Source organism: Streptomyces sp. ADMS, assembly GCF_033441795.1.
GTDB lineage: Bacteria > Actinomycetota > Actinomycetes > Streptomycetales > Streptomycetaceae > Streptomyces.
The window spans coordinates 9235-27869 of sequence record NZ_JAVFVX010000100.1; the positions used below are offsets into that span (position 1 = coordinate 9235).

Sequence of the window (18635 nt, forward strand, 5' to 3'; positions counted from 1 at the left end):
CGAGCTTGGCGGCGAGCCAGCGCGCCGGGGACACGGACTGGGTCCAGGCCAGCTGTGCCGTGCCGTTCTCCATTTCGCGGCCTGTGAGTGAACCGCCCGCCCAGGCGGCGATCAGGGGCGGGGCGAGGAAGACGAGGGCGCTGCCGAGCGCGATGCCCGTGTCCCAGCGGGCTCCGTGCGGGCCCAGGGCGTCGCAGCCCGGGTCGGGCGTGCCGCCGTCCCGGCAGCCCGAGCGCGCCAGCTCTTCCATGGCCGCGGTCCCGCCCGGCCCGTACGTCCACAGGATCACGCCGGCGGCCACGGCGACGTACAGCAGCCAGAACCAGAGTGCGGAGCGGTGCACGCGCAGCAGGGTCCAGGTGAGGCCGTGGGGGCCGCGCGAACCCCGGGGCTGCTTCCGCGCCGGGGCCTCGGTGGCGGTCAGGGCGGTCATACGGCGGCCTCCGCCGAGTCGGCTGTGCCGGCTGCGTATTCCTCGTCGAGGTGCAGGGGCGGCGCCTCCGGGGAGCGGAGGTGGGCGAGGACCACTTCCTCCAGGGTCGGGGTGGCGCTCTGCCAGGTACCGGCGAGGCGGCCCCCGGCGCGGATGAGGGCGGTGGTCTGGCGGCCCGTCGTACGGGACTCGATGACCGTGTGGTCGCCGAGGTCGGCGGCCGGGCCGGTGACCAGGGTGTGGGCGGCGAGCAGGTCGTCCAGCGGGCCGGCGAGGCGGACCCGGCCGGCGCCGAGGAGGAGGACGTGGTCGCAGGAGCCGTCCAGCTCGGCGACGACGTGCGAGGACATGACAACCGTGGTGCCGTTCTCGGCGGCGTCGGCCATCAGGGTGCCCATCAGCTCGTGCCGGGCGAGCGGGTCGAGGTCGGCCATCGGCTCGTCCAGGAGCAGCAGTTCGGGGCGCTTGCCGAGGGCGAGGGCGAGCGCGACCCGGGTGCGCTGGCCGCCGGAGAGGGTGCGGATCCTGGCGTCGGGGTCGAGGGCGCCGTCCGCGACGACGCGCCCGGCGACGGCGGCGTCCCAGCACCGGGGGTTGAGTTCCCGGCCGAGACGGAGGGTGTCGTCGACGGTGAGCTGGGGGTGCAGGGGCTTGTCCTGGGCGACGTACGCCATGCGCTCGCGTGCCGCCCCCGGGCCGGTGCCGAGGACGGTGAGCGTGCCCTCGGTGGGCCTGAGCAGACCGGCCGCGTGGGCCAGCAGCGTCGACTTGCCGGCGCCGTTGGGCCCGACGACCGCGCAGACGCGCCCGGCCGGCAGGCGGAACGCGCACTCGCGCAGCGCCCAGCCCTTCCGGCCGAACCGCTTGCCCAGTCCGGCCGCCTCCATGGCGGTGTCGCTCATCCCTGGTCCCCCTTGAAATGCGTGTCGAGTACGGAAGTGAACAGCGCCGCCACGTCGTCCCGTTCGAGCCCGGCCGCGCGGGCCCGGCCGGCCCAGTCGGCCAGTTCGGCGCCGAACGGGGAGTCCGCCGGGGCGGCCCCCAGCGACTTCCGGACGAATGTGCCGAGGCCCCGCCGCGCCTCGACCAGGCCCTCGCGCTCCAGTTCGCGGTAGGCCTTCAGGACGGTGTTCGGATTGATGGCGGTGGCCTCCACGACCTCTCGGGCCGTGGGGAGCTTGTCGCCGGGTTCCAGCAGGCCCAGGCGCAGGGCCTGTTTGGTCTGCTGGACGATCTGCAGGTAGGTGGCGACGCCGGTGCGTCTGTCGATGCGGTACTCGACCACTCGTGCAATCACCCTTTCACTAATTGAGTAGTGAAAGGGTGATCCAGGAGAGGGGGCGGTGTCAAGATCACCGCCCCCGCATCTGTGGGAAGTGGCTGAAGTGGCTGCCCGCTACGACTCCGTGCGGTACATGAGGTCCGTCTCGTGGGTCTCGAAGCCCAGCCGCTCGTACAGCGCCACCGCCGCCGTGTTGTCCGCGTCGACGTACAGCATCGCCGTGGGCAGGCCGCGCCGCGCCAGATGGCGCAGGCCGATCGTCGTGAGCGCCCGGCCGAGGCCGCCGCCCTGGGCGCCCGGGCGCAGGCCGATGACGTACACCTCGCCGAGGCCCTCGGCCGCGTGCGTCTTCGTCCAGTGGAAGCCGATGAGTTCGCCGTCGCGGAAGGCGAGGAAGAAGCCCTCCGGGTCGAACCAGGCCTCGGCCTTGCGGTCGTCGAGGTCGCGCTGGGTCAGGGAGCCCTGCTCGGGGTGGTGGGCGAACGCGGCGGCGTTCACCGCGAGCCACGCCTCGTCGTCCTCGCCGGGTACGAAGGTCCGTACCGTCACGTCCTCCGGGAGCTTCGGCTCCGGCAGCTCCAGGCCGGCCAACGGGCGCCGCAGCTGGCGCAGTTCGCGGAACATGGTCAGACCGAGGACCTGGGCCAGATGCCGGGCGGCGGAGTGGCCGCCGTGCGCCCAGACGCGCAGCCGCTTGCCGGAGGCGGCCAGCAGGGCGGAGCCGAGGGCGCGCCCGTGGCCGTGGCCACGGTGGGCGGGGTGGACGACCAGTTCGGCGGCCGGGGCCTCGACCGGGTCGGTGTCCTCCAACTGTGCGTAGCCGACGAGTTCACCGCCGGCGGTGAGGAGGAGGTGCGACACGCCCTCGCGGGCACCTCCGCCCAGTTGCAGCCGCCCCTGCTCGGACACCGCCTCCTGGCCGTCGACCCGGGCGGCGTCCGCGAGCAGTGCGAGGACGGCGTCGGCCTGCCCCGCGGTGAGAGCGGCCAGGGTGTCGATGGAACGAGACAAGCCGGGGGGGCCGGGGGGCGCGGTGTCGTCGCTGGTCATGGCTACGAGGGTAAGGCCTGCCCCATTCATGGCGAATCTCCCGGTGAGGCAACCGTTCCGTAACCCTGAACCCCTGTCGCGCTACGCGCGTTGACTCTAGGCTGCGCCGGGACGGGACTGAGTTCTCACGCTTTTCTTACGCACCGCCACGTCCTCTCATGGACTCCCTTCCCCATTACGTCCACGAACTTTCAGGGGGGCACATGCCAGCCACACCCCAGCCGTACCACCGCCGCAGACGCCGTATGCGCGCGCTGCTCGCCGGCGCCGCCGGTATCGCCACGGTCGGCGCTCTCGCCGCCGCCCTCCCGGCCAGCGCCGGTGAGTCCACGTACAAGCCCGGCGGCCACGGCCACAGCAAGCCGAGCCGCTACCAGGACGTGCAACTGCTGTCCTTCAACGACCTGCACGGCAACCTGGAACCGCCGTCCGGTTCCTCCGGCCGTGTCACGGAGGTCCATGCCGACGGCACGACGCATACGATCGACGCGGGCGGCGTCGAGTACCTCGCCACGCACCTGCGCGAGGCGCGCAAGGGCAACCCCTACTCGGTCACGGCGGCCGGCGGCGACATGGTCGGCGCCTCCCCGCTGATCTCGGGCCTCTTCCACGACGAGCCCACCATCGAGGCGCTGAACGGCCTGGAGCTGGACGTCACCGCGGTCGGCAACCACGAGTTCGACGAGGGCGCCAAGGAACTGGCCCGCCTCCAGAACGGCGGCTGCCACCCCGTCGACGGCTGTTACGTCGAGGGCGAGAAGTTCTCTGGGGCGGACTTCCCCTACCTCGCCGCCAACGTGCTCAACGAGAAGACCAGGAAGCCGATCCTCAAGCCCTACTGGGTGTGGAAGAAGAACGGCGTCAAGATCGGCTTCATCGGCGTGACCCTGGAGAACACCCCGGGTATCGTCTCCGCCGAGGGTGTGAAGGGCCTCAAGTTCAAGGACGAGGTCGAGACGATCAACAAGTACGCCAAGGAGCTGGAGCGCCAGGGCGTCAGGTCGGTCGTGGCCCTGATCCACGAGGGCGGCCTCCCGGCCTCCGGCTCGTACAACTACGACTGTGACGCGGCGGGCGACGGCTCCGGTCTCTCCGGTCCGATCGTCGACATCGCGAAGAACATCACCCCGAAGGTCGACGCGCTGGTCACCGGCCACACGCACGCCGCGTACGCCTGCACCATCCCCGACCCGGCGGGCAAGCCGCGCACGGTCACCTCGGCCGCGTCCTTCGGTCGCCTCTACACGGACACCACGCTGACGTACGACCGCTGGACGGGTGACATCGCCCGTACGGCCGTCTCCTCCGCGAACCACGTGGTCACCCGGACCGTCGCCAAGGCCGCGGACATGACCGCCCTGATCGCCAGGTGGAACACCCTCGCGGCGCCCATCGGCAACCGCGCGATCGGCTACATCTCCGGCGACATCAGCAACGTGGGCACCGAGTCCCCGATGGGCGACCTCATCGCCGACGCGCAACTGGCGCACGGCAAGAAGCTCGACGCGGAGACCGACCTCGCGCTGATGAACACGGGCGGAATCCGGGCGGGGCTGACCTTCGCGGCCAAGGGCAGTGAGGGCGACGGTGTCGTCACCTACGCCGAGGGCTTCACCGTCCAGCCGTTCTCCAACACGGTGAACCTCCAGGACTTCACCGGCGCGCAGCTGATCTCCGTACTCCAGGAGCAGGTGAGCGGTTCGAACGCGGCTGCTCCCAAGGTGCTCCAGGTGTCGTCGGGGCTCACCTACACGCTTGACATGACGAAGGCCGGCGCGGAGCGCGTGGTCGTCGACTCGGTCATGCTGAACGGTGCGGCGATCGACCCGGCCGCCACCTACCGCGTCGCGACGAACAGCTTCCTCGCGGGCGGCGGCGACGGCTTCCCGACGCTGGGCGAGGGCACGAACGACCTGGTCGGCGGGGACGACCTGGCGGCGCTGGCGGAGTACCTGACCGCCAACTCCACGGCCACGACGCCGATCGCGCCGCCGGCGGCGAACCGGATCACGGTCGTGCAGTAAGCGGTAGCGGTTCCATCTCAGAGGGCCCAGGGCCTATCGCCTCGGGCCCTCTGTCGTGCCCGCAGGGTGTAGCCCAACCCCCGTACGGTGTGGATGAGCCGGGGTTCGCCCCGGCTCTCCAGCTTCCGGCGCAGGTACATCACGTACACGTCCAGGGTGTTGGAGGTGGGCGCGAAGTCGAAGCCCCAGACGTCCCTGAGGATCTGGACCCGGCCGAGGACCCTGCCGGGGTGTCTCAGCAGGTATTCGAGGAGGGCGAACTCGGTCCTGGTGAGGTCGAGTTCACGGCCGGCGCGGGTGACGGTACGGGTCCGCGGGTCCAGGCGGACATCCTCGAAGCCGATGCCCGGGAGCGGCGGGTGCCGGGGTTCGCGCTGCGGACTGCGGCGCAGCAACGCCCGTACACGCGCGAGGAGTTCCTCGGTGGCGAAGGGTTTCATGAGGTAGTCGTCGGCGCCGTTGTCGAGAGCGACGATGCGGTCGCCGACGGCTCCCCGTCCGGTGATCATCAGGATCGGGACGGTGCATCCGGAGGCTCGTAACCGCCGGGTCGCGGCGAGCCCGTCGAGGCCGGGCATGGTGACGTCCATGAGCACGAGGTCGGGCGCGGTGTCCGGTTCGGCCACGAAGGCGAGGGCCGCGCGGCCGTCCCCGGCGAGCACCGTCTCGTACCCCTCGAACCGGAGCACCCGGTCGAGCCCCTCACGTACGGCCGCGTCGTCGTCGGCCAGCAGGATCTTCCTCACCATCCGTCCAACGTGCGGCGACGGGCTGTGGTGGGCCTGGGAAAGGGGTGTGGAGGGCCTGGGGAGGTGAGGGGAAGGTGAGTGGGCGGGGGTGGTGCGGCTGGGGAGCGGGGTGTCGGCACGCGCTCCCCAGCCGGTCTTCGGGGTGGTTCCGTACGCCGGTCAGCCCGCCGTGGGCGTCCAGTCGCCCAGCCAGTCCGCGACCTCCTGGCCCGTGGCCTGGGAGTCGGTCAGCTGGGGGCGGTCGGTGCTCGCGGCGCCCGCGCCCGCACCCTTGTTCTGGTACTCGGCGAAGCGGTCCTCCTTCCAGGAGAAGCCGCTCATGTCGGTCCAGGGAGTGGTCCGGATCGCGGCACTCAGGGTCGTGTTGCGGATGGTGGTCTGCGGGTCGAGGCTCGCGTCACCGCCGGCGTGCCAGGGGCGGCCGAGGTAGAAACTGCGGTCGGAGACATCGCCGTTGACCGTGGAGTTGGCGATGAGGATGCCCTTGCGGTTCGCGGCGGTGCTGGGGGCCGTGATGTAGCCGGCCGAGGTGCCGTTCCAGCGCTTCTTCAGGGTGATGACGGACTTGTCGATCACCGCGGTGGCGCGGCCGAAGATGAAGTCGACGTTGCCGACGACGTAGGAGTTCGTCATGTAGACGCGGCCCAGCTTGTCCTTGGACGCGGTGTCCACCAGCAGGGTGTCCTGGTCGCCGCTGACGATGACGCTGTCGAGGAACACCTTGTCGGCGGCGGTGCGCAGGGCGACCGCCTGGCCCGCGATGTCCTGGTGCGCGGCCTCGTCGAAGTCGTTGGAGATGGTCAGGTTGCGGGCCTGGAAGTCGTCGGCCTCGACGGCGACGGTGGCGCTGCCGCCGGTGCCGTACGTACCGGAGCCGTCGGGCTTCGGCGTACCGGAGGCGTTGTTGTAGACGATCGTGGTGTCCTTGCGGCTGCCGCCGCTGCCCTGGATGGTGACGTGCGGCTTGTTCGAGGGGACCTTGACCAGCTCGCGGTACGTGCCCGGCTTGACGGAGATGACCACCCGGGAGGGGTTGTTCGCGGGTACGGCGTTCACGGCGGCCTGCACGGTCCGGTACTGGCCGGAGCCGTCGGCGGCGACGGTGAGCGTGGTCGCGGCGGCCGCCGTGGTCGTGGCCGTGGTCGCCTTGGCCACGGAACTGCGAGGCCCCACACCGGACTTGAGGAGGGCGGGCACGTCGGCCGCCTTGTCCAGGGTGTAGCTGTAGTACTTCTTCGGGTCCCAGGCCGCGCCCGACCCCCCGCTCTCGTTCTTCCCGGTGGTCCCCGAGAAGACGTTGCCGCGCTGGACGACGGTGGCGGTGGCGTCGCGGACGACGGGGTTGGTCATGCCCTGGAAGTAGGAGTTCTCCAGAACCATGTTGGTCCTGCCGCGGGAGTAGTTCCCGTACGAGGACTTGATGCTGGTCCCCGCCTCGTCCTCCAGGTAGTTGTTGTAGAGGTGCGCGTGGGCCACGTTGTCCGTGGAGGGGTTGCGCTGCTCGGTCTCGCGGATCCAGTTGTGGTGGATCGTGATGTCGGCGGTGGTGTTCTCGGTCCAGCCGATGCCGAAGGCCTTGTTCTCCTGGCTCAGCTTGTTCCAGGACACGGTGAGGTAGGTGGTGTCCTTGCGGCTGTCGATCAGCCCGTCGGCCATGTGCCGGAGGTCGTTGTGATCGATCCACACGTGATGCGCGCCGTCCATCTGGATGGCGTCGAAGTCGTTGTCCTTGTCGTTCCAGACACCCTGGTACGCGTCCCGGATGGTGAGATTCCGGATGATGACGTTGTGGACCCCGGTCCCGAGGAAGAAACCACCACCGACGATGTGCCCGGAGGTCCCCGACCCGATGATGGTCTTGTCGGAGGCGACCTTGATCTCCTTGCCGACCGGGTTCATGTTGATGGTCGCCGCCACGACGATGATGTACGGCTCGGCCGCGGTCGCGTACTTCTCCAGGTTGGCGAGCGTCTTCACGGTGACGGTCTGGCCGTCCCGGCCGCCGTAAGTCCCGTTCTGGCCAAGGGCGTTGACCGACGCGAAGCCGTTGGCGACGTCGGTGACACCAGCGAGGGAGGAAGTGGTCGCGGCGGACGCCGTGGGCTGCGTGTCCGCACCGAACACCCCGAAGGCGCCGCCATAGGCCATGGCCCCGGCGGAGGCCAGGGCGAGCGGAACCCCGGCGAACAGGGCGGTCCTGCGCCGGCGGTGACGACTACGGCCACGGGGCTTGCTGCGGGTCTTCTCGCTCACGGCTGCGTCCGATCATGTGAGGGGTTAACTGGAGGGGGAACCACGTCACTTGGCTGTTGCAGCCGGGAGAGGAAAGGTTGCCGTGACGAGAAGACGAAGACCGGGGACCGGAGGGGAAGCGGAATGATCGGGACGGTGTTCCGTACCACGGACGTACCTGCGGGAGACAGGTTCGACTACTGGCAGGAACTGGTCGGCCGGACGCGCTCCAGCGCACTCGTCAGCGACCACGCCGCCGACTTCTGGGCGGAGCAGCGGCTGATGCAACTGGGGCCGGTGGTCGTGAGCCAGATGTCGTTCATGCCGACGCGCTACCGGCGGACCCCGAAACTGGTGCGCCAGGCCGACCCCGAGCTGTATCACCTGACGCTGCTGCTCGACGGCGGGCTGGCGCTCGACCACGCCGGGCAGACCAGCACGTTCACCTCACGTGACCTGCACCTGGCCGACAGTTCGCAGCCGTACGACGTCAGGTCGGCGGACGACAGGCAGGGCGGCGTCGTCACGGGAATGGCCGTGGACTTCCCCAAGGCACTGCTCCCCCTGCCGCCGCACCGGGTACGGGAGCTGCTGGGCCGGAACCTGCCGGGGCGCGAGGGGGTCGGTGCGCTCCTGGCGGAGTTCGTGGTCGGGCTGAACCGGCAGATCGGCACCCTCCAGCCGTCCGACGCGCCCCGCCTGGGCACGGTCGTACTCGACCTCATGTCGGCCTGGTTCGTGCAACTGCTGGAAGCGGAGGCATCGTTGTCGCCGGAGAGCCGGGGACGGGCCACTGCGGAACGCGTCCAGGCGTTCATCCGGCAGAACCTCCACGACCTGGAACTGACACCGCCGGTGATCGCAGCCGCCCACAACATCTCGCTCAGCTATCTGCACCGCATCTTCCAGCAGCAGACGCACGGCGAAACGGTCGCGGCCTGGATCCGCCGCCGACGCGTGGAGAACGCCCACCGCGACCTGGCGAACCCCTCGCTGCGCAGCACCCCGATCCACGCCATCGCCGCCCGCTGGGGCTACCCGCGCCAGTCCGACTTCACGCGAGCGTTCCGGGCCGCGTACGGGATGCCACCCAGGGAGTACCGGCAGCAGGCACTGTACGGAGGAGGGGGAGTTGGCCGGAAGTAGACGCAGCGCCAAGAAACTGTGGACCGGCTGCGAACGACAACCGGGCGGCGCCCGGGCATTGTTGTCTCTGTAACGGGGGAAGACCTCGGTCGCGGAGCTGACTGACCCGATCACTCGGCTCCGCGACCGAGGTAAACCCGCTCTCACCACTCCGCCGGGATGCGCCCACCCCGGCTGACCGCGATCCGCAGGACGTCCGCCAACGACTCGGCGGCCCGCGTGAGTGCGAACCGCACGGCCCGCTCCCCCGCGTTGGGGTCACTGAGCAGGGCCCGCGCCCCCTTCCCCGAACGATGTCCTGAGGCGTCGACTGTCCTACGATCGGCTCCGTGACATGGCGGTGTTCCCGTCCCCGTCCGGGACAGCAAGGCCCCGACGACCCGCCCGCTGGTCTTCTCGGCGTCGTCCTGGTCCGCGTTCGTGGAGCGGGTCAAAGGTGAAGCCGGAGTGAACACCATCGGGTGAAGTAGACGGGAAACCGGGCCGGGACGGGGAGCGATCCGGTCACGGTGACGTCATGGCAGAGATCACGGTCACCGACCCCTTGGCAGCTCAGCAGCTCGCCGATCCGTCCCGGGTGCGTGGACAATCCGCGCGGGGGTGAGCGCGACTATGGTCGTAGACACGACGCGTCGAAGGAGGACATCGGTCATGGCTGCTCACGCTGCGGAACCCGAGTCGGTTGTCCCTCCCATGCCCGAGCGGACCCCGAAGGCGCTGCGCCAGGCCATCGCCCAGCACACGCCCGAGCTTCTCCCCGACTTCGACGAGCACTGGAAGTGGGCGATCGCTGACGCATACGACATCGGTCCCGTGCCGGCGTTCATGGCCCGCTGGTGGTGCGAGTACGGGATCGCCCGTGATCCGCAGCTCGACGCCCGTGTGACCGAGCTCCAGCACCGTGCCGCAGAGGCGACCGACATCGCTGAGGCCAAAGCTCTGATCGACGAGGTGGCGAAGATTCGCTACGGTACGCGGAAGCTGGAGCCCGGCGAGTGACCGATGAGTTCATGGGGCCGCCTTGGCAGATGGACTGGCGGCTCGATGCCCTCGTGGGCCGTGATGCGCTGCCCGAGAAAGCGCGGAACGTGGTTGACGAGGCGCGCGCCGAGCTGGTCACTGCCAAGGACCCGTATTTCCGGGGGATCGACGCCGATGGCGACCTCCCAGGGGGCATGCGCGTCGAGCCGGTGCGGTCCAGCGACCCCAAGGGGCCGCGCATCCTGTACTTCGACAAGGGCTATGGCTGGCTGGTCTACAGCTTCGATCGGCGCATCCAGGATCCGCAGATCCTGGTGTACGAGGTCTTCTGGCAGGAAGCTGAGCCGAGTTGAGCTCCCTACACCGCCTCCGGCGGCGGAGTAGCCGCCCCCGGCAGCCGTACCGTAGCCACCGTGCCGCCGCCCTCCGCGCGGGCCAACGTGACCTCGCCGCCAGCCTGTTGGACCGTACGGGCGACGATCGACAGGCCCAGGCCGGAACCCGGCAGGGCGCGCGCTGAAGGTGAGCGCCAGAAGCGGTCGAAGACGTGGGCGATCTCGTCGGTCGGGATGCCGGGCCCGTGGTCGCGGACCGTGAGGACACCGGCCGCGAGCTGGACCTCGATCGTGCCGCCCTCGGGGCTGAACTTCACCGCGTTGTCCAGGATGTTGACCACCGCCCGCTCCAGTGCCGACGGTTCCCCCCGGACGAACCAGGGCTGGATGTCCGCCGTGATCGTCAGCTCGGGGCCGCGCAGCCGGGCCCGGCGCAGGGCCGACTCCACCGTGTCCTCCAGGGCGACCATCTGGACGCGTTCGCCGCGCTGGCCCTCCGAGCGTGACAACTCCTGCAAGTCGCCTATCAGGGCGGCCAGTTCGGTCATCTGGGCCTTCACCGAGGCGAGGAGCGCCTTGCGATCGGTCTCGGGGATCGGGCGGCCCGTCTCCTCGCTGCGGGTGAGGAGTTCGATGTTGGTGCGGAGGGAGGTGAGGGGAGTGCGGAGTTCGTGGCCGGCGTCGGCGATCAACTGCTGTTGCAACTCGTGGGAGTTGGCGAGCGAAGACGTCATCGAGTTGAAGGAGCGGGACAGACGGGCGATCTCGTCCTCGCTGTCCTGCTCCACCGGGATGCGGATGCTCAAGTCCTCTGTACGAGCGACGTGTTCGACGGCCTCGGTGAGTTTGTCGACAGGGCGCAGGCCCGCTCGGGCGACCGCCAGGCCGGCGGCTCCGGCGCCGATGACTCCGATGCCGGAGACGAGGAGGAGGATCAGGGCGAGATCGTTGAGGGTGTTCTGCGTGCCGTTCAGGGGTACGGCGATGACCAGCCCGATATGGGGTCCGATCTCCCCGGTGTCCGTGACGAGGCGACCCAGCGGCCGGATCATCACGCGCACTTCGGTTCCGTCCGCGGCGGTGCCGTTGCGGAAGTGGATACGGCTGGTGTCCCCGTTCTTGATCGCGTTCTTGTCGGACTGGGTGACCTCAACAGTGCCCGTGGAATCGTCGAAGACGCAGACCTTTCCGCTCTCCGTGACCAGTTGGGAGTAGTTGTTCCGGAAGAGACCGTCGCCCTGCGGGGTTTTGGAGCAGTATTCGAGGGCGGTCCTGGCCTGCTCGACCTGTCCGGGCCCCCTCATTCCCCTCTGCAGGTCAGTGTTGAGCTGGTCGTACAACTTCCCCTGCACGATGAACCAGCACGTCACCGAAACCGCCGCCACCGCGAACGCCACAGCGGCAGCGACCAGCATCGACAGCCGCGCCCGGATCGGCAGGGTACGGAACCGGCGTACCAGCCTGCTCATTCCGCGCCACCCTGCCGCAGCACATACCCCACGCCCCGCACCGTGTGGACGAGGCGCGGCTCGCCGCCCGCCTCCGTCTTGCGGCGCAGATACATGACGTACACGTCGAGGGAGTTGGAGGAGGGCTCGAAGTCGAAGCCCCAGACCGCCTTCAGGATCTGTTCCCGCGTGAGGACCTGGCGCGGGTGGGCCAGGAACATCTCCAGCAGCGTGAACTCCGTGCGGGTCAGTTCCACCGCCCGGTCGCCGCGCGTGACATCGCGTGTCGCGAGGTCCATGCGCAGGTCGGCGAAGGTCAGCGCATCGTCCTCCGGGATGTTGCCCGCCGAGGCGGCCGCCGCGTAGGAGCTGCGGCGCAGGAGTGCACGTACGCGGGCGAACAGCTCGTCCAGTTCGAAGGGCTTGACCAGGTAGTCGTCCGCTCCCGCGTCCAGTCCCGTCACCCGGTCACCGACCGTGTCCCGGGCCGTCAGCATCAGGATCGGGGTCGTCGTGCCCGCGCCGCGCATACGGCGGGCCGCTGTGAGGCCGTCCATCCTCGGCATCTGGATGTCCAGGACGACCAGGTCGGGCTGGTACGCGGTCGCCTTCTCCAGGGCGTCCGCGCCGTCGACCGCGACCTCCGTGTCGTACCCCTCGAAGGCGAGGCTGCGCTGGAGTGCTTCACGCACTGCCGGCTCGTCGTCGACGATCAGGATGCGCTGGGTGTCACGGTCGCCTTCGGCGGGGCTCATGGGCGTGGATTCCTCGGGTGCGGTGGGACGTGCAGGGCGCCTTCAGCCTCGCACGTTTCCGGTCTGCTGCGGGGAAAAAGGATCAGCCGTGGAAAGGATCAGCTGCGTGCGGTACGGCGGCTGCGTGCCGTTGCCCGCCGGGGGGCCGCCGTGCGCGTGACCGTTGCCACCTCGGGCGCCCGGGTCGTCGCCGTCGGCGCGTGCAGGGCGAAGGCCACGCCGAGGGCGAGGTCCAGAGCGGCCGGGCCGGTGGCCGCCGTGCCGGCGGTCAGCTTGTGCGAAACCTGCTTGATCATGACGTACCCCTGTCTCTGTTTCTCGTGCGTCAGTGCGTGTGTGAGTGCGTCAGGTGGTGGAGCCCGAGCGCAGCGTCGCCAGGTCGGACTTGACGGTGTTGATCGGGATCGCGAAGCCCAGGCCCGCGCTGCCCGCGTCCGACGAGGACGAACTCGCTGAGTACATCGCGGAGTTGATGCCGATGATGTTGCCGTTCATGTCGATGAGCGCGCCGCCGGAGTTGCCGGGGTTGAGGGACGCGTCCGTCTGGATCGCCTTGTACGTCGTCGTGGACGTACCGGTGTCGCCGTTGAACTGCTGGCCGCCGAACTCGAACGGCCAGCCGCCGCTCCCGCCGCCCTGCTGTTGCTGCTGGCCCTGGCTCTCCTCCGTGGCGACGGTGACGTCACGGTTGAGGGCGGACACGATGCCGCTGGTGACCGTGCCGGTCAGGCCCTCGGGGGAGCCGATCGCCACGACCTCGTCGCCGACCTGGACGCCGGCGGAGTCGCCGAGGGTCGCCGCCTTCAGACCGGAGGCGTTGTCCAGCTTGATGAGGGCCAGGTCCTTCTTGCTGTCGGTGCCGACGACCTGCGCGGTGTAGGTCTTGCCGTCGCTCGTCGACACCTTGATCGACGAGGCGCCGGAGATGACGTGGTTGTTGGTGATGATCTCGCCGTCGGACGTGATGATCACGCCGGAACCGGTCGACTCACCGGAGTTCGAGGTCGCGTTGATCTCGACGATGCTCGGGCTGACCGCCGTGGCGACCCCGGAGACCGTGCCCTTGGCGCTCGACGGCACCACGCTGGTGCTGGTGCTGCTGGAGGTGACGGCGGAGTCCGAGTTGGTCAGCTCCTGGATGCCGTACGCCGTGCTGCCGCCTATCGCCGCGGCGACGATCGCCACGGCGGCGAGGAGGGCGAAGGGGCCCTTCGCGCGCTTCTTGCGCCCGGCGGGGGCGGCGGTGTCGGCGGGGGGCTCCGCGAGAAGGGTGGCGGTGGCCGCGGGCGGCTCTTCCGTGGCCTGCCGGCCGTACGGAGCCTGCGGAGCCTGGGTCTGGGCCTGGACCTGTGCCGGTTCCTGGTACGAGGGCTGCTGGACCGTCGGCGGCTCGTACGCCGGCGGGGGCGGCCACTCCGGGTTCACAGGGGAAGAGGCGACGTGCTGCTGGGGGTACGCGGACTGCGGCTCGTGGCCCTGGGGGGTCTCGTACTCGCCGCTGCGGCGGAAGCTCTCGGTCATGGAACAGAGCTTGTCGCCCCAGCATGAGAGCTGGCTGAGGGCTCCCTGAGAAGCCCGACAGAAGCTCGTATGCCCGAAATAAAGACGTGCGGGGACTGCGGAATCCGCTACTCGCAGCCGCAGGAACGCCGTATCACCAGCCGCGACGGGAACAGCTTCAACCGCTCGCGCCGCGCACCCGCCACCCGTACCCCGTCGTCGAGGACCAGGTCCACGGCCGCGCGGGCCATGCCCGAGCGGTCGGAGGCGATGGTCGTGAGAGGCGGGTCCGCCAGGGCCGCTTCCTTGATGTCGTCGAAGCCGGCCACCGCCAGCTCGCCGGGAACGTCGATACGCAGCTCGCGGGCCGCACGCAGCAGGCCGATCGCCTGGTCGTCGGTGGAGCAGAAGATGGCCGGCGGACGGCGCTTCGGGTCGGCGAGGATTTCGAGGGCCGCCTTGTAGGCGTCGTACCGGTTGTAGAGAACCTCGAAGAGGCGGCCCTCCGTGGAGACGCCCGCCTCGTCCATCGCGCGCCGCCAGCCCTGGACGTGGTCGGAGACCGGGTCGCCGACCGCGGGGGTCTCGGCGATGCCGCCCATACAGGCGACGTACTCGTAGCCGTGCTCCAGCAGATGGCGGACGGCGAGGTGGGCGCCGCCGAGGTCGTCCGTGACGACGGCGACGTCGTCGATGGCCTCGGGGCGTTCGTGCAGAAGGACGACCCGGGCGTCCCAGGCCTCGATCTCCGCCGCCGCGTTGTCGTTCAGGGCGTGGCTGACCAGGATCAGCCCGGAGACCCGCATACCGAGGAAGGCCCGCAGATAGTGGACCTCGCGCTCGGCGACGTAGTCGGAGTTGCCGACCAGCACCATCTTTCCGCGCTCGGACGCGGCCTGTTCGACCGCGTGCGCCATCTCCCCGAAGAAGGGCTGGCGCGCGTCCGGCACGATCAGGCCTATGAGGTCCGTGCGCCGCGACGCCATCGCCTGGGCGACCCGGTCGGGCCGGTAGCTCAGTTCCTTGATCGCGGCGAGGACACGCTCGCGCGTGGCCGGGGCAACCGGCCGGGGTCCGTTGTTGATGACATAGCTGACGACGGCGGTGGAGGTACCCGCCAGCCGAGCCACATCATCCCTAGTCACCTTGGCCACGCGCGGAGTCTACGCGGATGGACCCGCTCTGGGCAGGGCGTGAGAAGTTCGTTCCACCCGCCCGGAGCGTGGACCATGCCGTGCGCCGTCACCCGGTCACCGTCGGTCACGCCTCGGCGGTGACCTCGGACGACTCGTCGGCAGCGTCCAGGGCCGCCGTATCGCCCGTGGCGCCCGCCTCGTCCGACTTTGCGAGGGCGGCCTTGGCCTTCGCCTCGTCGCCGCCGCGGTCGCCCTTCTCCGGCGTAACGAATCGATAACCGACGTTCCGGACGGTCCCGATCAGCGACTCGTGCTCGGGCCCGAGCTTCGCCCGCAGCCGTCGCACGTGCACATCGACCGTACGGGTGCCACCGAAGTAGTCGTAGCCCCAGACCTCCTGGAGGAGCTGTGCGCGCGTGAAGACGCGGCCCGGGTGCTGCGCGAGGTACTTGAGGAGCTCGAACTCCTTGAAGGTGAGGTCGAGGACCCGGCCCTTCAGCTTCGCGCTGTACGTCGCCTCGTCGACCGAGAGGTCGCCGTTGCGGATCTCCATGGGGGAGTCGTCGTTGACGATCTGCTGGCGCCCCATGGCGAGCCGCAGTCGTGCCTCGACCTCGGCGGGCCCGGCGGTGTCCAGCAGGACATCGTCGATACCCCAGTCGGCGGTGACGGCCGCGAGGCCGCCCTCGGTGACGACGAGGATGAGAGGACAGCCCGGTCCGGTGGAACGCAGCAGCTGGCACAGGCTGCGCACCTGCGGGAGGTCCCGCCGGCCGTCGATCAGGATGACGTCGGCACCTGGGGTGTCGACGAGAGCGGGTCCCTCGGCCGGAGCCACGCGCACGTTGTGCAGCAGCAGGCCGAGAGCGGGAAGCACCTCCGTCGACGGCTGGAGGGCATTGGTCAGCAGGAGCAGTGAACTCATCGCGTCCCACCCACCCGGATAGTCGTCGTCATACGGTCGTGCATGTTTCGCTCGCCCATAACGTCTGGTTCCTCCTCGGTCCCTGCGAGGACGTCTGCGGCACTGCTGTGCGATCTACGTGCTGTACACCTGCGGTTTCCTGGAGCGTCCCGCTTCGTATACAACGCCACCGAAAGCACAAAAGGACTCGGGGGCTGCGCTGCCCGAGTCCTCTGCCCAGCAGAATAGCCCACATGAGCACTGGTCCGGCAGGTCATGTGACGCGATCTTTCGCCGTCCCGAACTCTGAGACGACTGATCGCACTCCTCCGCGGAGGTTTCTGACCACCGACGACGGGGTGACGATCGATGCCGTATACGAGCCGGGGGGCGTTGTATACGACGCCTCGGCGCCATCTTCCGATCATCTCGTGTTCGTCGTCGCGCACGGTTTCACGGGGGATGTGGACCGGCCGCACGTGCGTCGTGTGGCGGAGGCGTTCGCGCAGTACGGGGCCGTCGTGACGTTCTCCTTCCGGGGACACGGGGCCTCGGGCGGACGCTCGACGGTCGGCGACCGCGAGGTCCTCGATCTGGCCGCCGCGGTCCGCTGGGCACGTGAGCTCGGGCACACCCGGGTGGCCACGGTCGGTTTCTCGATGGGGGGCTCGGTGGTCCTGCGGCACGCGGCGCTGTACGGAAGCGCCAGCCGGCGGGAGCATGGGGGGCGCACGGAGGCGGCATCGGACGTGGTGGTTTCGGTGAGTGCGCCGGCCCGCTGGTACTACCGGGGTACGGCCCCCATGCGGCGCGTGCACTGGCTGGTGACCCGTCCCGAGGGACGCCTGGTGGGCCGCTACGGACTCCGTACGCGCATCCACCACCGGGACTGGGACCCGGTACCCCTCTCCCCGGTGGAGGCGGTGCCGCGGATAGCGCCGGCGCCCCTGCTGATCGTGCACGGCGACCGGGACGGCTACTTTCCTGTGGACCACCCCCGGATGCTCGCGGAGGCGGCCGGGGACGCGGCCGAGCTGTGGCTGGAACCAGGGATGGGCCACGCGGAGCACGCGGCGCAGGACGGGCTGCTGCGGCGCATCGGGGGCTGGGCTGTCGCAAAGGCGGGCTAGCCTGAACGCTGTCACAGCCGATTGATTGAGGAAGCAGAGATGCCAAAGGTCACGGTGCGCTACTGGGCCGCCGCGAAGGCCGCGGCCGGGGTCGCCGAGGAGCCGTACGACGCGGCCACCCTCGCCGAGGCGCTCGACGCGGTCCGCGAGCGACACCCCGGCGAACTCGTCCGCGTCCTGCGCCGATGCTCGTTCCTCATCGACGGTGACCCCGTGGGCACCCGCGAACATGAGACGGTACGGCTGGCCGAGGGCGGCACGGTCGAGGTGCTCCCGCCGTTCGCAGGAGGGTGAGCGAAGCGCTATGAGCGACCAGCAGCCGTACGGGCAGCAGCATTACGGCGAGTCGTACGAGGGGTACGACCCGTATCAGCAGCAGTACGAGCAGCAGTACGAGCCCCAACAGCAGCCCCAGCCCCAGCCCCAGCCGCAGGCCTGGCCCGGGCAGCAGCAGGTGTACGACGATGCGCAGGCGCAGCAGTACACGCAGCAGTGGCAGGGGCAGACCTGGGAGACCCAGATGCAGGCCCCGGTGACGGCCGCCCCGGTCGCCCCGGCCGCGGTGGCGCAGGTGCCGGAGACTCCGTACCTGCCGGCGCAGGGAGCCGGCGGAGGTGCGGCGGACGCCGGGTCCGGATACGGGCCCGCCACGGTCGCGGGCAACGCGCGGATCACCGATGCGCAGCGGGCCCGGCTGGAGGGACGTTCGCCGATCATCGAGCCGGGGATGCAGCCCGCCGCCCTCACGGCTGTGCTGGGGCTGCTGTTGTCGGGTACGGCGGCCGTCGGCTCGTACGCGCTGGTCGTGCCGCTCGTCATTCTCCAGGCGGTCACGGCGGCGGGCTGGTTCCGGCTGAACGGTATGTGGCCCGCCCGGCAGGGCATCGCCCTCGCCTTCGCGGGCGCGCTGACGGCGGACGTGGCGTTGCTGGCGGCGGGGCGCGAGAACGCGCCGGCGGCGATCCTCGGCACGCTCGGGGCCTGGGTTCTGCTGACCCTGGTCCTGCAGCTGCGGTCCCACGCGGACCCGGACACACGGATGTACGGCCTGATGGCGACGGTCGCCTCGGCGGCGCTGGCGATCATCGCGGCGGGGCACCTCGCGGCGGACGCGGACGCGGTGACCGTCGGGGCGGCTGCGGTCGCGGTGGCCGTGCTCGCCCGGGCGTTGCCGCTGCCGACGCCGGCGTCGGTGGTCGTTGCCCTGCTGGCGGCTGCGGGGGCCGGGGTCGCGGTCGGGGGGATGACGGAGCTGGGGAGCGGGGGAGCGCTGCTGGGGGTTGCGGCGGGGGCCTGTGCGCTCGTCGGACACAGGGTGGCGAGCTACGACTACCCGTCGAGGTTCGTGCACTTCACGGCGGGGGTGGCGCTGCCGCTGGCGGCGGCTGCACCGGCGGTGTATCTGGTGGGGCGGGCGTTGGCCTGAGGGGTGTTTCCCACTCACCCGCCCTGGGTGCTGCTTCAGCGCGGCCCCAGGGGCGTTTGACGCGTCCGGCGTTCGGGGCGGGAGGTTGTCGCAGTCCAGGTCGT

General features: G+C 70.2%; 19 protein-coding genes and 1 pseudogene. 8 read left to right on the plus strand and 12 right to left on the minus strand.

The features are described from left to right. The 4 genes and pseudogenes from RB628_RS31465 to mshD all read right to left on the minus strand — a co-directional run. Positions 1-433 (minus strand): annotated as a pseudogene (locus RB628_RS31465) (cbb3-type cytochrome c oxidase subunit 3); the annotation flags it as partial. Further along, positions 430-1335 carry an ABC transporter ATP-binding protein gene (locus tag RB628_RS31470; protein WP_318323988.1) on the minus strand — a complete coding sequence of 302 codons (906 nt, stop codon included), beginning with the start codon at positions 1333-1335 and terminating at the stop codon, positions 430-432. The gene RB628_RS31470 and the pseudogene RB628_RS31465, both read right to left, overlap by 4 nt. Further along, positions 1332-1718: a GntR family transcriptional regulator gene (locus tag RB628_RS31475; RefSeq protein WP_318324005.1), complete on the minus strand. Its 387-nt coding sequence runs from the start codon at positions 1716-1718 to the stop codon at positions 1332-1334. Before RB628_RS31475 ends, RB628_RS31470 begins: the two co-directional genes overlap by 4 nt. Before the next feature lie 111 nt (positions 1719-1829). Next, positions 1830-2765, minus strand: a complete 936-nt coding sequence (gene mshD, locus RB628_RS31480; RefSeq protein WP_318323989.1) for a mycothiol synthase — start codon at positions 2763-2765, stop codon at positions 1830-1832. A gap of 203 nt (positions 2766-2968) precedes the next feature. Between mshD and RB628_RS31485 the strand changes: the two genes are divergently transcribed. Continuing rightward, on the plus strand, positions 2969-4789 hold the full coding sequence (locus RB628_RS31485) for a bifunctional metallophosphatase/5'-nucleotidase (protein ID WP_318323990.1): 1821 nt from the start codon (positions 2969-2971) through the stop codon (positions 4787-4789). Between the two features lie 17 nt (positions 4790-4806). Here RB628_RS31485 and RB628_RS31490 read toward each other — a convergent pair whose 3' ends face one another. Continuing rightward, positions 4807-5538 (minus strand): response regulator transcription factor, encoded by a 732-nt coding sequence (locus tag RB628_RS31490; RefSeq protein WP_318323991.1) that lies wholly within the window; start codon positions 5536-5538, stop codon positions 4807-4809. Between the two features lie 159 nt (positions 5539-5697). Continuing rightward, on the minus strand, positions 5698-7791 hold the full coding sequence (locus tag RB628_RS31495) for a pectinesterase family protein (RefSeq protein WP_318323992.1): 2094 nt from the start codon (positions 7789-7791) through the stop codon (positions 5698-5700). A gap of 123 nt (positions 7792-7914) precedes the next feature. Between RB628_RS31495 and RB628_RS31500 the strand changes: the two genes are divergently transcribed. The 4 genes from RB628_RS31500 to RB628_RS31515 all read left to right on the plus strand — a co-directional run bounded on the left by RB628_RS31500 (position 7915) and on the right by RB628_RS31515 (position 10250). Next, a complete protein-coding gene (locus RB628_RS31500; protein ID WP_318323993.1) occupies positions 7915-8916 on the plus strand; it encodes an AraC family transcriptional regulator in 1002 nt (333 codons plus the stop codon). A 387-nt stretch (positions 8917-9303) separates the two neighbouring features. Next, the gene (locus tag RB628_RS42745; protein ID WP_412180753.1) at positions 9304-9381 is read left to right on the plus strand and encodes a hypothetical protein; all 78 of its coding nucleotides are present in this window, start codon (positions 9304-9306) and stop codon (positions 9379-9381) included. Positions 9382-9567: 186 nt separating this feature from the next. Next, entirely contained in the window at positions 9568-9915 is a 348-nt protein-coding gene (locus RB628_RS31510; RefSeq protein WP_318323994.1) for a DUF6247 family protein, read from the plus strand. Continuing rightward, positions 9912-10250: a hypothetical protein gene (locus tag RB628_RS31515; protein ID WP_318323995.1), complete on the plus strand. Its 339-nt coding sequence runs from the start codon at positions 9912-9914 to the stop codon at positions 10248-10250. Before RB628_RS31510 ends, RB628_RS31515 begins: the two co-directional genes overlap by 4 nt. Positions 10251-10255: 5 nt before the next feature. On the opposite strand, the gene RB628_RS31520 is transcribed toward RB628_RS31515, so the two are convergent. The 6 genes from RB628_RS31520 to RB628_RS31545 form a co-directional block, all read right to left on the minus strand. Continuing rightward, positions 10256-11701 carry a HAMP domain-containing sensor histidine kinase gene (locus tag RB628_RS31520; protein WP_318323996.1) on the minus strand — a complete coding sequence of 482 codons (1446 nt, stop codon included), beginning with the start codon at positions 11699-11701 and terminating at the stop codon, positions 10256-10258. Then, a complete protein-coding gene (locus RB628_RS31525) occupies positions 11698-12435 on the minus strand; it encodes a response regulator transcription factor (RefSeq protein WP_318323997.1) in 738 nt (245 codons plus the stop codon). The genes RB628_RS31520 and RB628_RS31525 overlap by 4 nt, the downstream gene beginning before the upstream one ends. Before the next feature lie 98 nt (positions 12436-12533). Next, positions 12534-12731 carry a hypothetical protein gene (locus RB628_RS31530; protein ID WP_318323998.1) on the minus strand — a complete coding sequence of 66 codons (198 nt, stop codon included), beginning with the start codon at positions 12729-12731 and terminating at the stop codon, positions 12534-12536. 49 nt (positions 12732-12780) lie between these two features. Then, complete coding sequence (locus tag RB628_RS31535) at positions 12781-13956, minus strand: S1C family serine protease (RefSeq protein ID WP_318323999.1); 1176 nt, start codon at positions 13954-13956, stop codon at positions 12781-12783. Between the two features lie 107 nt (positions 13957-14063). After that, on the minus strand, positions 14064-15089 hold the full coding sequence (locus RB628_RS31540; protein WP_318324000.1) for a LacI family DNA-binding transcriptional regulator: 1026 nt from the start codon (positions 15087-15089) through the stop codon (positions 14064-14066). Between the two features lie 106 nt (positions 15090-15195). Beyond that, entirely contained in the window at positions 15196-15996 is an 801-nt protein-coding gene (locus RB628_RS31545) for a response regulator transcription factor (protein ID WP_318324001.1), read from the minus strand. A 233-nt stretch (positions 15997-16229) separates the two neighbouring features. Here RB628_RS31545 and RB628_RS31550 point away from each other — a divergent pair, with 233 nt between their 5' ends. From RB628_RS31550 to RB628_RS31560, 3 genes are read left to right on the plus strand one after another with little or no spacing between them, the layout of a single operon-like run. Continuing rightward, complete coding sequence (locus RB628_RS31550; RefSeq protein WP_318324002.1) at positions 16230-17105, plus strand: alpha/beta hydrolase; 876 nt, start codon at positions 16230-16232, stop codon at positions 17103-17105. A gap of 39 nt (positions 17106-17144) precedes the next feature. Beyond that, positions 17145-17399, plus strand: a complete 255-nt coding sequence (locus RB628_RS31555) for a MoaD/ThiS family protein (protein WP_318324003.1) — start codon at positions 17145-17147, stop codon at positions 17397-17399. Positions 17400-17409: 10 nt separating this feature from the next. Then, positions 17410-18531: a hypothetical protein gene (locus RB628_RS31560; protein WP_318324004.1), complete on the plus strand. Its 1122-nt coding sequence runs from the start codon at positions 17410-17412 to the stop codon at positions 18529-18531. Positions 18532-18635: the final 104 nt, after the last annotated feature.

Bases quoted from the DNA above. Each gene is read 5' to 3' on its own strand.
- RB628_RS31470 (WP_318323988.1), bottom strand. From the start codon at position 1,335: ATGAGCGACACCGCCATGGAGGCGGCCGGACTGGGCAAGCGGTTCGGC.
- mshD (WP_318323989.1), bottom strand. From the start codon at position 2,765: ATGACCAGCGACGACACCGCGCCCCCCGGCCCCCCCGGCTTGTCTCGT.
- RB628_RS31485 (WP_318323990.1), top strand. From the start codon at position 2,969: ATGCCAGCCACACCCCAGCCGTACCACCGCCGCAGACGCCGTATGCGC.
- RB628_RS31490 (WP_318323991.1), bottom strand. From the start codon at position 5,538: ATGGTGAGGAAGATCCTGCTGGCCGACGACGACGCGGCCGTACGTGAG.
- RB628_RS31500 (WP_318323993.1), top strand. From the start codon at position 7,915: ATGATCGGGACGGTGTTCCGTACCACGGACGTACCTGCGGGAGACAGG.
- RB628_RS31510 (WP_318323994.1), top strand. From the start codon at position 9,568: ATGGCTGCTCACGCTGCGGAACCCGAGTCGGTTGTCCCTCCCATGCCC.
- RB628_RS31520 (WP_318323996.1), bottom strand. From the start codon at position 11,701: ATGAGCAGGCTGGTACGCCGGTTCCGTACCCTGCCGATCCGGGCGCGG.
- RB628_RS31525 (WP_318323997.1), bottom strand. From the start codon at position 12,435: ATGAGCCCCGCCGAAGGCGACCGTGACACCCAGCGCATCCTGATCGTC.
- RB628_RS31530 (WP_318323998.1), bottom strand. From the start codon at position 12,731: ATGATCAAGCAGGTTTCGCACAAGCTGACCGCCGGCACGGCGGCCACC.
- RB628_RS31535 (WP_318323999.1), bottom strand. From the start codon at position 13,956: ATGACCGAGAGCTTCCGCCGCAGCGGCGAGTACGAGACCCCCCAGGGC.
- RB628_RS31545 (WP_318324001.1), bottom strand. From the start codon at position 15,996: ATGAGTTCACTGCTCCTGCTGACCAATGCCCTCCAGCCGTCGACGGAG.
- RB628_RS31550 (WP_318324002.1), top strand. From the start codon at position 16,230: ATGAGCACTGGTCCGGCAGGTCATGTGACGCGATCTTTCGCCGTCCCG.
- RB628_RS31555 (WP_318324003.1), top strand. From the start codon at position 17,145: ATGCCAAAGGTCACGGTGCGCTACTGGGCCGCCGCGAAGGCCGCGGCC.
- RB628_RS31560 (WP_318324004.1), top strand. From the start codon at position 17,410: ATGAGCGACCAGCAGCCGTACGGGCAGCAGCATTACGGCGAGTCGTAC.